This is a genomic window from Alcaligenes sp. 13f (assembly GCF_020496585.1).
GTDB classification, from domain to species: Bacteria; Pseudomonadota; Gammaproteobacteria; order Burkholderiales; family Burkholderiaceae_B; genus Alcaligenes; species Alcaligenes phenolicus.
This window is the reverse complement of the sequence record NZ_JAHKKC010000026.1, coordinates 40,195-52,192: the sequence shown is the minus strand read 5'-3', so window position 1 is coordinate 52,192 and position 11,998 is coordinate 40,195. Positions and strand designations below refer to the sequence as shown.

Below are 11,998 nucleotides of genomic sequence, written 5' to 3'. Positions count from 1 at the left end.
GTCGCCCGGAACCAAGGAGTCCAGCGTGACCATTTCCCATTCATGTTGATAAGCAGTCGGGGTCTTAAGCATGAACGTATTATGAACAAGCCTGCTGTTTTATGGGAGGGTTTGTCAGCAGTCTGAGCCCCTTTTAGAAGGGGCTTTTTTTTATGGTGCTACTACTTCTTGAGCGCTCGGGTGTCTTTTGTACTCGATTTCTTTAATGGCTTATGGAGCCTTCAGTCAGGGCTTGTCCGTCACATCATCAAAAATCGGCGGCAGGATGGTGTTTTGTGTGGCCGATACGGGTGGTGTGCCGTTGGACTTCAAGGGTGCGACACAACGCGCAGTGGCGTTCTGAAAATACACAGTGCCGACGGGGCGGCCTTTCAAGCGGGCCAGTTCGGGTTTGGCCTCAATAGCCGCTTCCGACAAGGGAAAGACGATACCGCGTGTGGGGATGGTGTTGCGTGAACTGGCATCCTCATTGCTGCCGCCTTTAAAAATGCGCACATGCGCCGGGTCACGGGTCGGATCGGAGATGACCCATTCATGCAGGCCGTTAGCCATATCCTGGATGCCCAGCTGATTGGACGGAAAGGCTCTCGTCTTGTTTTGATCTGCTTCGCGACCTTGTTCGGGAAGATTACGGCCTGCTTGCCATTGTCCATTATCGGTGGCCCAGGGAAAGAGCTGGCCACGGCTGCGGGCGGCGTATTCCCATTCCGCTTCAGTGGGCAAGCGCATGTCCAGGCTATTGCTTTGCCCTAACCAGGCACAAAAGGCTTCGGCTTCGTCGTAGGGCATATTGGCGGCTTGTTCGCCGTCACCTTTTACCGGCTCCCAGCGGGCGGGGCGCTTGGTTTGCTTCAGAAAGCGGTCATACAGGGCGTTATTCGCTTCTTTTTTCATGATGGAAAACGCGCTGACTTCCACCGGATACGGGTCCAGAGCGCCTTGATCGGCTTGCGCTACCCATTGCACGGAGTGTTCGTCGCCGGGCACGCGCATGGGGACCTGGAAGTTTCCGGCCATAAAAGAGCCGCCTTCTACCGGAATCATTTCAGGGCCGGGTTCGGGGCGCGTGGGGAGCGATCTCAGGACCAGCAAGAGCAGGACGCTGGCAACGATAAGGGTGGCGCTGATCCGGACGGGGGTATGACGCAATCTGGGTTCCTTGCTCTGAACGACAGGCGAAGCGAGAGCTTTATTGATTAATTTCGCTTATATGGCCCCGTATTATTCCATGCCTGCCCATAAGACGGGTTTGTCTGTGCGCAGAGTTTAATGATTTATCGGAATAGAGGGGGTTCGGAGAGGCTTAATCAGCGTTTTCGGGCGACTTTTCAGGAACAACGCTCAAAGGAATGCGGATGAGCTGGCCTTCCTGGATCACAAAACCCCAACGGCTTGAGTCAAATAAGGCGGGGTTGATTTCAAATACCGCGACATCGGAGACGCTGACCAATGGATTGATCTTGTCTGACCCAACAGTATCCAGATCGTGAGCGTAGCGATAGTCCTGCGTGGCTCGCTGATTGGGGGCTATTTTCTGTCCAGAAGGATCTATCAGAAACAGGCGCGGTCGGTGGATCTGCGGGTTCAGAGGACGTGGACTCGTGTTGGTATAGCGGTAGTGCAAGACGATAAACAGATTGTCCTGTCGCGCTGGCGTGGCCAGCTCCCCGGAGTCCAGCTGGGTCTGGCTGTGCCATTGATCCAGGTAAGTGTGCAGGCGTACACCCTGATAGTCGGGCGTGAACAGGACGGTTCCGTAATTCAGAACGGGCGCGGCAGGTGGGATAGGTGGGATGCTGCGCGGGGTGCCTGCTGGCTGTTGAGTAGACAGCACCCGATCGTTTTGACTGTAGGCAGTGGCAGAACACAAGGCTAAAGCGGTGCACAGCCAGAAACGGGGCAGGGTGAGAATCATGGGGTTGAACAGAGCCGCTTCAATGAGTGTGGTTGGGGGGAGGAGATGCGACAGTGGCAGGCAAAAAATAAACGGCTCAAGAGCCGTTTTTCTTAACTACTTTTTTCAGATCGTCCAGCTCTTTGCGCAGAGCGACAACTTCGTCACTGAGCAAACCAATGACGGCCATTTGACTCTGATACATCTCGACCAAGGGGTGGTAACTGATACCACGACTGGTCAGTTCTCGACAAAGCGCGCTAAGACCGGTTCCAGCGCGCTTGGTTAAGGTAGCCATCTTCCTGTGATCCATAAGCCTGCGTCCTGATCAGTAGTTGTTCGATGTTTACATCCGTTAACCATACCAAAAATCGATGACAATAGTCGTTTTTCTTAAAACTTCTTGTATATCTGTGGTTTAGCGAAGGGCTTAGCCGACCTGGAAGTTGCCTTCCGGGTAGCGAATACGGCTGCGCTTGCGTGTGGCCAGCGAGTAAATCAGGGTCAGAGGGCCAAGTCGGCCAGCGAACATCAGCACCATGATCAGGATCTGGCTGGGCGTGGACAGTTTGTGAGTAATACCGTGGCTCATGCCGGTGGTGCTCAAGGCCGAGGCGGCTTCAAACAGCAGGCTGGTGATGGGCATGTCCTCGAATAGCGTCAAGAGCAGGACGCTGATGAAATACAGGGCGCCGGTAATCAAAAACAGGGCCAGGGCTTTCTGGACGGTTTCAGGGGCGACGCTGCGCTCCATCAGGACCACTTCTTCTCGCTGACGGATGTAAGAGCGTACGGCAGCCAGCAAAACAATCAAGGTGCCGATTTTGATACCGCTGGCGGTACTGAGCGAGCCGCCGCCAATCAGCATCAGCACGATCAGCGTCAGTTGGGTGCTGTCGCGCAGGCTGGCAATGTCCATGGTGGTAAAGCCGGCGGTACGCGTGGCGGCGTTTTGCATCCAGGCCGCCAGTGCCTGGTCGCCCACGCCGAGCATGCCCAGGGTGTTGGGGTTAGTGAATTCCAGTGCCCAAAGGCTGAAAAAACCGATCAGGTTCAGAATCAGGGTGCCCAGCAAAATCAGCTTGGTATAGGGCAACAGGGTTTGCCAGCGCTTTTTTTGTCCTACATCGGCCAGAACGGTAAAACCGATACCACCCAGAATAATCAGGCCCGATAAGGTCATGACCGAAACAAAATCGCCGGAAATAGGGATCAGGGAGTCATGGAACAAGGAAAAGCCCGCGTTATTGAAGGCGGTCACCGCATGGAACAGGGCCCGATACAAAGCCGTGGTCCAGGGCAAATCAATCGTCCAGCGCAGAAATAAAATCGCAGCGGCGGTCAGTTCAATCAGGGCGGCAATCTTGAATACCTGAAAAGCCGTGCTGCGAATGCGGGACACACTGGTTTGATTAAAGGCTTCCAGTGCCAGCGCTTGTTGGCTGACACTGATGCGCTTGTGCATGGTGATGGCGGCGATCACGGCAAAGGTCACAAAGCCCATGCCGCCAATTTGCACCAGCAATGCCAGAACAATTTGCCCAAAGTGGGTTAAATCTGTGGCGGGGTCAATCACCGCCAGACCCGTGACGGTGACGGCCGAGGTGGCCATGAACAAGGCCTGGAAAATACCCAGGCGGTGTTCGGCCGCTTGCGGCAGGCTGAGCAAAATAGCGCCCAGGATAATCAGAGCCATAAAGCCCAGGGCCAGCACCAGCGGTGGGCTGGCACTCAGGGTGCGGGCGTGAGGATTGACCTCAAGACGGCGGGTAAGACTATTGGGCAGCCAGTTGCGCATACATCAAACCAGTTTGGGGGCGGCGGTACGAAGTGCTTGCAACTGTCCAAGCAGAATCAGCAAGTCTTTGGCATGCAGGGCAAAATCGGCATCGGGCTGGATGGTGGTTTGACCACGCCGCTTGACCAGCAGCACTTGTACATCGTCCATCTGCTCGCGCAACACGTCTTTGATGGTCTGGCCATTCATATTGTCGCTGGCCGTTACTTCCACAATGTAATCGCCATTACCCAGGGTGATGTAGTCGTTGACCATGGGGTAGCTCAGCATTTGGGCGACTCGTATGCCCATTTCTTCTTCGGGGTGAATAATCCGGTTTACGCCGATTTTGGCCAGGATCAAATGCTGGGCGTGGGAAATGGCTTTGGCCCAGATGGTGGGAACCCCGAAACTTTTCAGGTGAACCACGCAAACCAGGCAAGCCTCAATATCAGCCCCAATTGCAACCAGAACTACGTCATAATTGTCCAGCCCCAGCTCTTCCAAAGCCTGGCGGTCAGTGACATCGGCAATGACGGCACGGTTTAATTGGTCCGCATATTTGTTGACCAATTTGGGATTGGTATCCACTCCCAGTATGGAGTGGCCCATTTTCATGAGTTCCAGGGCGCAGGCCGAACCGAAGCGGCCTAATCCTATGACGGCGAACTGTGCCATAGCTTATTTGATCCGTTTGATGCTTGAAACAATTTCAAGCCAAATTAAGCGTTGATGGTATAAAGACATATCTGGTAAAAACCCTTATCGGGTATTCCCTTGGGCGCGTGTCGTTCAAGCCCTGGCGGAAACATCAATAGTGGACAGTGTAAAACAATGGTTAGTTTGTTTGATCCAATCAAACTGGGTGATATTGAACTCATGAACCGCATCATCATGGCGCCCATGACACGCGCGCGCGCCTCGGAGGGCCGTATGCCCAATGATTTGATGCGTATGTACTATTGTCAGCGGGCCAGTGCGGGGCTGATTGTAGCCGAAGCCACTTCGGTATCGCCGCAAGGTGTGGGCTATGCTCACACGCCGGGCATCTGGAGTAGTGCTCAAGTGGATGCGTGGCGCACAATTACCGAGGCTGTACACGCCAAGGGTGGCCGTATTGTGCTGCAGTTGTGGCATGTGGGGCGTGTCTCTGATCCGGAGTTTCTGAATGGTCAAATTCCGGTGGCGCCCAGCGCAATTGCCTGTGAGGGCATGGTCAGCCATTTAAGCCCCGAGCGTCCTTTTGTGGTGCCGCGTGCCTTACGTAGCGAAGAAATTGCCGATATTGTGGATGATTTTTCCGTTGCGGCTCAAAATGCACTCAGCGCCGGTTTTGACGGGGTGGAGATCCATGGAGCCAATGGTTATTTGATCGACCAGTTCCTGCATGATGGCTCCAATACCCGCACGGATGCGTATGGCGGTTCGATTGAAAACCGGGCGCGTTTCCTGTTGGAGATTGTGGATGCCTGTGTGGCCATTTGGGGGGCTGGCCGAGTCGGCGTGCATTTATCCCCGCGCGGTGGTTTGCATGGGATGAAGGATTCCGATCCTGCCCGTTTGTTCTCTTATGTGGCTTGTGAGCTGGATCGACGTGATATTGCCTTCTTGTTCCTGCGTGAAAGCCCGGCTTCGGACAGCTTGTTGCCCATGATCAAATGTCAGTTTGGTGGTGCAATTATCGCCAACGAACATTTTGATTTGCCCACGGCACAGACCACTTTATCCAAAGGCATGGCAGATGCCGTGTCGTTCGGTAAGGCTTTTTTGTCCAATCCGGACTTGCCCTTGCGTTTGCAATTGCGTGCTCCCTTGAATGCCTGGGATCAAAGCTCCTTCTATACCCAGGGACCCAAAGGCTACACGGATTATCCCTTCTTGAAGTCCAGCCCTGAATGGGATCAGCCTGTGGGTGAGGATTTGCAGACGCATTGATCCTGTCTGCGGTGAAGTAGCCGGAAATAAAAAAGCCCGTATCAAACGGGCTTTTTTAATGCGCTTCTTTTCAATCCGATAGCCGCTTGGAAACACGCTGCTGGCCCTGGATGGCTGTGTCTGTGGATGGCTGAGTGCTTTACGTGAAGAAAGCTCGTGGCGGCCCATTCATGCCAAGCCGTATTGCCCTTGGCGTTTAGCTGCCGCGTACTACCCGAAATGTGGCTGCTGCTTTAACCAGCAAGCGTTCTTTCTCATCGTACCCGCCCCCTTCGCAGTAAGCGGTATCGCCTTCCAGGTACAGACATTGGGCCTTGAACCAGACATCGCCACGCGCAGGCAGCAGGAACTGAGAGTTCATGTCTATGGTGGCCATGCCCGAGCCGGGGCGTTGAGCTCGTGCAGCCGCGCTAAGGGTAAAGTCCAGAATCGCCATCAAGGTGCCCCCGTGTACATCGGCACGGGAGTTGGCATTACAGGCTTGCCAGGGCAGAAAAGTGATAACTTCCTGCTCGGTGCTGCTGACAGTTTGCAGGCCCAGGTGCTGCATCAGGGGGATATGAGTGCCGAAAAAATCCTGTTTGGGCTGCGCCAGTTCGGCCTGCAAATGCTTCATGGGTTCAGCTTTTGTTTCACTTGAGCGGAAACCTGGGACATATCCGCACGGCCGGCCAGCTTGGCTTTGACCAAACCCATGACCTTGCCCATCAGAGCGGGGCCTTGAGCGCCTTCAGCCTGAGCCTGGGTAATCGCCTCGGCAATGGCGGCATCAATTTCAGCGCTGTCGGCTTGCTGAGGCAGATATTCCTGCAGAATCAGCAATTCGGATTTTTCTTTCTCGGCGCTTTCGGTACGACCAGCAGACTCAAAAGCCTGAATGGATTCGCGGCGTTGCTTGACTTGCTTTTCAATGATGCTGGTTACTTCAGCATCGCCCAGCTCGGTACGTTCATCCACTTCGCGTTGTTTGATCGCGGCTTGCAGAAAACGCAAGGTCTCCAGGCGTCCGCTATCGCGAGCGCGCATCGCCGTTTTGATATCGTCAGCTAAACGGGTTTTGAGTGTTTGACTCATGGTGGTTCCTGGTTGAACGGGCAAAGCCCTAGTTTAACGCAGGGCGGGGTAGGGAAAAATCCGATTATTGAAAATCTCGGCTGCGTGCGGCCAGATCACCAATCAGATGATTCATGGGCACCAGGCGGCGGGCAATCAAATGACATACGCTGCCATCACGTTGCCAGACACCATAGACACCCAGCAGGCGAGATTGAAGCAAGGCCTGGGATTGCGCCTGTGCCAGCTCTTCACGCACGATCACATTCACACTGCCGGTTTCATCTTCCAGCGTCACAAAGACAGTGCCTTTTGCCGTGCCGGGGCGTTGACGGGTAGTCACCAGCCCGCAAGCCCGTGCCAGACGCCGATCCGGGCAGGCTTGGTTCAACTGCTCTGCTGTTGAAAATCGCAAGGGGGCCAACTGTGTGCGTAACAAGGACAAGGGGTGACGATCCAGGCTCAGGCCCACGGCCTGGTAGTCGCTTAATACCTCCAGCCCCACACTGGCCCGCGGCAGATCTGGAGTGTGGTCCGGCGTTTCCGCATGGCTAAGCAAACCTGTCTGACTGGGGCGGCGGGCATCCCAGACACTGTGGCGGCGCTGGCTATAAGCACTGCGCAGGGCATGGGCCTGGGCCAGCGCTTGTTGATCGTGGGCCGACAGGGCCAGCTCCTGGCGCAGGCAGGCCAGATTCAGCATACGTTCCGGGTGATTTTGCCGGTAATTGACGATGGCCTGTGCCCCTTGTTCGCTCAAGCCTTTGACCATGTGCAGGCCCAGCCGTACCTGACGCGAACTGCCTGGCGCGGAACACACATGACTGTCGTACAGGCTGTATTGCACATCAACGGGCAAGACCTGAACGCCATGCCGGCGTGCATCCTGAACCAGTTGGCTGGGGCCGTAAAAACCCATGGGTTGAGAGTTCAGCAAGGCCGCCAGAAAGTGCTCCGGATAACGTGCCTTCAGATAAGCGCTGAACCAGGCTAGTTTGGCGAAGCTGGCCGAGTGGCTTTCAGGAAAACCGTATTCCCCAAAACCGCTGATCTGATCGAACAGGCGCTGAGCAAATTCGGGGGCATAGCCTCTGGCATCCATGCCGTCCAGCAGTTCCTGCTCAAAAGGCCCCAAACCACCACGACGACGCCAGGCGGCCATGGCTCGCCGCAAGGCATCTGCTTTGTCGGCTGAAAACCCCGCTGCTTCCATGGCCAGCTCCATGGCCTGTTCCTGAAAAATCGGTACGCCCAAGGTGCGTTCCAGTACATGGCGGATTTCGGGGGCGGGGTAGTCGACTTTGCTGTGGTCGCGACGACGTTCCAGATAAGGATGCACCATGCCTCCTTGAATGGGGCCGGGGCGCACAATGGCCACTTGCACCACCAAGTCATAAAAGCATTGGGGGCGCAGGCGCGGCAACATGCTCATCTGGGCGCGGGATTCGATCTGGAACACGCCTATGGTGTCGGCCCGCCGTATCATGCGAAAGGTTTTGGCGCTTTGCAAAGGAATGTCCTGTAAGCGAAACGGTTTTCCTTTTTGCTGGCTGATACTGTCCAGACAACGGCGCAAGGCACTCAACATGCCCAAAGCCAGAATGTCGACCTTCAACAGGCCCAGCACATCCAGATCATCCTTGTCCCATTGCACAACGCTGCGCCCCGGCATGGCGGCGTTCTGAATGGGCACCAGCCTGTGCAAGGGCGTTTGTGAAATCACAAAACCGCCAGGATGCTGAGACAGATGGCGAGGGAAGCCCATTAGCTGACGGGTCAAGGACAGCCATTGATGCGCTTGCTCGGGCGGACATTCAGGAAAACGCGCCAGGACTTCATCCTGAATGTGGGTGTCTTTCAGCCAGGCTCGATCGCATTGAATCAAGGCCTCGATCAAAGCTTGAGGAATGCTCAGTGCCTTACCCGTATCTCGCAAGGCACTACGGCGTCTATAGGTGGTGATCACCGCCGTTAAGGCCGCTCGCTGGCGGCCATATTTGCGGTAAATGTATTGGATGACTTCCTCGCGGCGCTGGTGTTCGAAGTCCACATCAATATCGGGTGGTTCCGCCCGTGCCCGGCTGATGAAGCGTGCAAACAAGGTGTGGCTGCTGGCAGGGTCAACTTCGGTAATACCCAGGCAATAACACACCGCCGAATTGGCGGCGGAGCCCCGACCCTGGCACAAAATCCCTTGACTGCGCGCGTAGCCGACGATGTCGTGCAAGGTCAGGAAGTAGGACTCGTAGCCCAGGTCCGCAATCAGGCTCAGTTCCTCTTCCAGGCGAGTACGCAAGCTGTCGCTGATTCCTTTGGGGTAGCGCCTCTGCGCGCCGCGCTCGGTTTCCTGCCGTAGATATTCAATGCCACTGAGACCGGGTGGAACAATCTCGACCGGGTACTCATACTTGATTTCGCTTAAACAAAACTGGCACAGCTCCTGGATGTACTCGGTGGTTTCGCGCAGCTCGGCGGGGTAGAGATTGGCCAGCTGAAAGCGAGTGCGCAAGTGATGCTCGGCATTGCTGGCCAGGGACCAACCGCATTCTTGCACGGGCGTTTTCAGGCGTATGGCGGTCAACGTATCGTGCAAGGGCTGGCGAGAGCGCACATGCATATGAACACCTCCCAAAGCGGCACAGCGCACGCCACACGTTTGCGCCGCCTGCCTGACAGCACGTAAGTGCTGCATATCCTGATCACGCCTGTGCAGACTGACCCCTAAAAACAGGCGGCCTGCAAACAAGTCCAGCAGATTTTGTGTTTGACGCTGGATGTGCTCGCTATCCAGGCCATACGCAGGCTTGTAGATGAGCAGGCAGTCCGGCAAAACCTGCTGTTGGGCACCTTGGCGGGCTTGCTGCAAAAAAGACCAGTCTATGGAGGCCTCCTGCTTCAAGTCCAGCGATTGATGTAGGTGCGAGATGAATTGGCAGAGATTGCCGTAGCCCTCCTTGTTGCGCGGCAAAATCAGCAGCTCATGAGCCTGAGTATCGTTGCTGGCTCTGGCTTCGGGGTTGGTGCCTTGTGGGTTTGGACTGTCCCACGCGCCCGTAAAGCGGAATCGGCTTCCGACCAGCAGGCGGATCTCCGGATGCAGCTTGGCCTGCGCATAGGCGCGTACCACACCGGCCATGGAAGCGTAATCACATAAGGCCAGCGCCTTGTAGCCCAGCTCGGCGGCGCGGCTGATCAGCTCCTCGGGGTGGGACGCACCATTCAGAAAGCTGTAGTTGGACAGGCAGTCCAGCTCGGAATACAGGAGGTCTATGTGGGGCTTCATCCAAAGACTCCGTGCAGATACCAGGCGTGTTCCTGGCTCAGGTCCCGGTAAACCCAGTACAAGCGTCCTTGCGGACACAGGCCAATAAAGTAGTCCCGCTGTTGATGCCCGGCACCGCTCCACCAGCCTGTCTGTACCCGTTCCGGGCCTTGAACCAGGCGCAGGCGCTGATTATCCAGCAGCGGAGATTGCTGATCGTGGTGTAAAGGCTGAGCCGGGTCCAGCATCCAGCAGGGACGTTGCAAGGCCGGGCTGCTGGCATTGCTAGGAGCGCTAGGCTGGCTGCTGGACAGGGGCAGCCATTGATTCGCTTGTTCCGGTAAATAGCTGGCCTGGGCGGCAGGCGTCAATATCTGTTCAGCCCCTAGTCTGGCCTGCAAGCGTTCCAGAAGCTGTTGATCTTGCTCTTGCCAATGACGCGCATCGGGAAACAGGCTGCTGGCATGGGTTTGGCGCGGGTGCAGCTGTTGGGCTTGCAGCACCATGCTTTGTACGGCGGCATGTAATTGCAGCTGCTGGAACTGTTCTTGCCATACAGGCAGAAAGTCCTGGCTGCGCCAGCAGGACCGGGCCATCTGCAACTCCAGGCGGGTGGCGATGGGATAGTCCTTGTACCGTTCCGTGTGAAGCATCAGTTCCAGGCGTCCACAAGCCAGTTGATATTGATTCAGCCAGGCCTCCAGCAGGATCAACAGGCGGTTCAAGGCCCGCAAGACGGTGGGTTTGTTATTGGACGGGGTATCCATTTCCAGCCTGCGCGTAAATTGCGGGGCGGCATGCACCCATTCCAGCGTCCAGCTTTGTGTGCCGTAGGCCTGATCCAATTGCACTAAAAGACCGCGCAATCCACGCTGGGATAAACCATCACGGGGCAGTTGATGTAACTGGCCCAGGGTATGGCAGCCCAGACTATGCAGCCACTGCAACTGGTCGGCGGGTGGGGCCAGCAAGTGGACAGGAAGCGGGTTCAAGCAGGCTTGCAAACGACGGACGCAACGGCGCTGTTTGCGTTTGGATAAAGCCAGCAAGCAGGCGGCGCGTGCCGTTGGGGCCAGGGCCAGACAGGGCTGGGGAACAAGAGTCTGCAAATCAGCCTGAACCTGGTGATACAGACGGCGCAAACCACCAAACAGCCGAATACTGGCACTGATATTCAGTACCCATAAATCCGCTTGAACCTGGGCCAGTTGGGGACTGTAGCGCAGCAAAATTGCTTGAACATCGTCCTGCTGCTTGGGGCTGGCCTCAGGCGTAAGCAGGCTCTGGGGCAGTCGCAGGCACAGGTACATGGGACGGAATGGCCGCTGGCGGCATCAAGGTGTGATGGGGCGCTAAAGCAATGCTGTTCTTGCAAGGTGGCCCACGTCGTTTACGGATATGAACATCCAGCCAAGGCTGTCCTTGCTGGTCTTGCCGAGTCTGAAGTTCCAGGCGTAGCAGGGCCGGGCTATTGGCCTGGCTGTGCGCCGGACGCAAACAAAAAAACAGGCTGTCGCTTTGGCTGGCTAATAGCTGCAACTGACGCAAGGCCGCTAAAGGCACATAGGCAGGCAACCAGCTCAGCACGGCAGCGCAATGGCCGTGACGCAGGGCCTGGGCACTGGCCCACAAGGTGTCGTTCAGGTGTTGGCTGCGTATCCAGATCATCCGGGCGAGCAAGGCGTTTTCTGAAGAAGAGCTTTGCCCAGTCGTCGCAGGGGTGCCGTGCCACAGCTGTTGCATGGGTTGATAGGGCGGGGCAACCAAAACCCGCAAGCGCTCTGCTTGCAGAGCGTTCAGGGCTGGCAGCAATAAAGATAGGGCGCTGCTGTCCTGCGGTGCATGCAGTTCGACCAGGCTGCCTACAGGCCAGCCGCCTCCCGGTAATTCGGCATCCAGAGCGTCAAACCCGCTGGGCAGACACGCGCCTGCGGCATGCGCATAATGCTTGCCCGTCCAAAAGGAGGGATGAAGGTCTAAAAGGGAACGAAGTGCGCTTGCCATAGGTGTGCTCCTTATTGCTGTATAAATATACAGTAAAACTGTTTGTCAGCAAACCAGGCATCTGTTTCAAAGC

The 11,998-nt window shown here is 56.2% G+C and carries 11 protein-coding genes; 1 reads left to right on the top strand and 10 read right to left on the bottom strand.

The window, feature by feature from the left end:
* Positions 1-225: 225 nt before the first annotated feature.
* The 5 genes from KOE80_RS17510 to KOE80_RS17490 form a co-directional block, all read right to left on the bottom strand.
* Positions 226-1,149 carry a formylglycine-generating enzyme family protein gene (locus KOE80_RS17510; RefSeq protein ID WP_226349610.1) on the bottom strand — a complete coding sequence of 308 codons (924 nt, stop codon included), beginning with the start codon at positions 1,147-1,149 and terminating at the stop codon, positions 226-228.
* 154 nt (positions 1,150-1,303) lie between these two features.
* Complete coding sequence (locus KOE80_RS17505) at positions 1,304-1,915, bottom strand: hypothetical protein (RefSeq protein WP_226349609.1); 612 nt, start codon at positions 1,913-1,915, stop codon at positions 1,304-1,306.
* Between the two features lie 76 nt (positions 1,916-1,991).
* Positions 1,992-2,192, bottom strand: coding sequence for a hypothetical protein (locus KOE80_RS17500; protein WP_223254031.1), 201 nt, complete (start codon positions 2,190-2,192; stop codon positions 1,992-1,994).
* A gap of 132 nt (positions 2,193-2,324) precedes the next feature.
* On the bottom strand, positions 2,325-3,692 hold the full coding sequence (locus tag KOE80_RS17495; protein ID WP_086060517.1) for a TrkH family potassium uptake protein: 1,368 nt from the start codon (positions 3,690-3,692) through the stop codon (positions 2,325-2,327).
* Positions 3,693-3,695: 3 nt separating this feature from the next.
* Entirely contained in the window at positions 3,696-4,349 is a 654-nt protein-coding gene (locus tag KOE80_RS17490; protein WP_226349608.1) for a potassium channel family protein, read from the bottom strand.
* 156 nt (positions 4,350-4,505) lie between these two features.
* Between KOE80_RS17490 and KOE80_RS17485 the strand changes: the two genes are divergently transcribed.
* The gene (locus tag KOE80_RS17485) at positions 4,506-5,606 is read left to right on the top strand and encodes an alkene reductase (RefSeq protein WP_045931389.1); all 1,101 of its coding nucleotides are present in this window, start codon (positions 4,506-4,508) and stop codon (positions 5,604-5,606) included.
* Positions 5,607-5,802: 196 nt separating this feature from the next.
* Here KOE80_RS17485 and KOE80_RS17480 read toward each other — a convergent pair whose 3' ends face one another.
* The 5 genes from KOE80_RS17480 to imuA form a co-directional block, all read right to left on the bottom strand.
* Positions 5,803-6,222 carry a PaaI family thioesterase gene (locus tag KOE80_RS17480; RefSeq protein WP_009454207.1) on the bottom strand — a complete coding sequence of 140 codons (420 nt, stop codon included), beginning with the start codon at positions 6,220-6,222 and terminating at the stop codon, positions 5,803-5,805.
* Complete coding sequence (locus KOE80_RS17475) at positions 6,219-6,680, bottom strand: GatB/YqeY domain-containing protein (RefSeq protein WP_226349607.1); 462 nt, start codon at positions 6,678-6,680, stop codon at positions 6,219-6,221. Before KOE80_RS17475 ends, KOE80_RS17480 begins: the two co-directional genes overlap by 4 nt.
* 64 nt (positions 6,681-6,744) lie before the next feature.
* The gene (locus KOE80_RS17470) at positions 6,745-9,942 is read right to left on the bottom strand and encodes an error-prone DNA polymerase (protein WP_226349606.1); all 3,198 of its coding nucleotides are present in this window, start codon (positions 9,940-9,942) and stop codon (positions 6,745-6,747) included.
* Positions 9,939-11,231 (bottom strand): Y-family DNA polymerase, encoded by a 1,293-nt coding sequence (locus KOE80_RS17465; RefSeq protein ID WP_226349605.1) that lies wholly within the window; start codon positions 11,229-11,231, stop codon positions 9,939-9,941. The genes KOE80_RS17470 and KOE80_RS17465 overlap by 4 nt, the downstream gene beginning before the upstream one ends.
* Positions 11,188-11,925 carry a translesion DNA synthesis-associated protein ImuA gene (imuA, locus tag KOE80_RS17460; protein ID WP_226349604.1) on the bottom strand — a complete coding sequence of 246 codons (738 nt, stop codon included), beginning with the start codon at positions 11,923-11,925 and terminating at the stop codon, positions 11,188-11,190. Before imuA ends, KOE80_RS17465 begins: the two co-directional genes overlap by 44 nt.
* Positions 11,926-11,998 lie beyond the last annotated feature (73 nt).

Bases quoted from the DNA above. Each gene is read 5' to 3' on its own strand.
- KOE80_RS17505 (WP_226349609.1), bottom strand. From the start codon at position 1,915: ATGATTCTCACCCTGCCCCGTTTCTGGCTGTGCACCGCTTTAGCCTTG.
- KOE80_RS17500 (WP_223254031.1), bottom strand. From the start codon at position 2,192: ATGGCTACCTTAACCAAGCGCGCTGGAACCGGTCTTAGCGCGCTTTGT.
- KOE80_RS17495 (WP_086060517.1), bottom strand. From the start codon at position 3,692: ATGCGCAACTGGCTGCCCAATAGTCTTACCCGCCGTCTTGAGGTCAAT.
- KOE80_RS17490 (WP_226349608.1), bottom strand. From the start codon at position 4,349: ATGGCACAGTTCGCCGTCATAGGATTAGGCCGCTTCGGTTCGGCCTGC.
- KOE80_RS17485 (WP_045931389.1), top strand. From the start codon at position 4,506: ATGGTTAGTTTGTTTGATCCAATCAAACTGGGTGATATTGAACTCATG.
- KOE80_RS17480 (WP_009454207.1), bottom strand. From the start codon at position 6,222: ATGAAGCATTTGCAGGCCGAACTGGCGCAGCCCAAACAGGATTTTTTC.
- KOE80_RS17475 (WP_226349607.1), bottom strand. From the start codon at position 6,680: ATGAGTCAAACACTCAAAACCCGTTTAGCTGACGATATCAAAACGGCG.
- KOE80_RS17470 (WP_226349606.1), bottom strand. From the start codon at position 9,942: ATGAAGCCCCACATAGACCTCCTGTATTCCGAGCTGGACTGCCTGTCC.
- KOE80_RS17465 (WP_226349605.1), bottom strand. From the start codon at position 11,231: ATGTACCTGTGCCTGCGACTGCCCCAGAGCCTGCTTACGCCTGAGGCC.
- imuA (WP_226349604.1), bottom strand. From the start codon at position 11,925: ATGGCAAGCGCACTTCGTTCCCTTTTAGACCTTCATCCCTCCTTTTGG.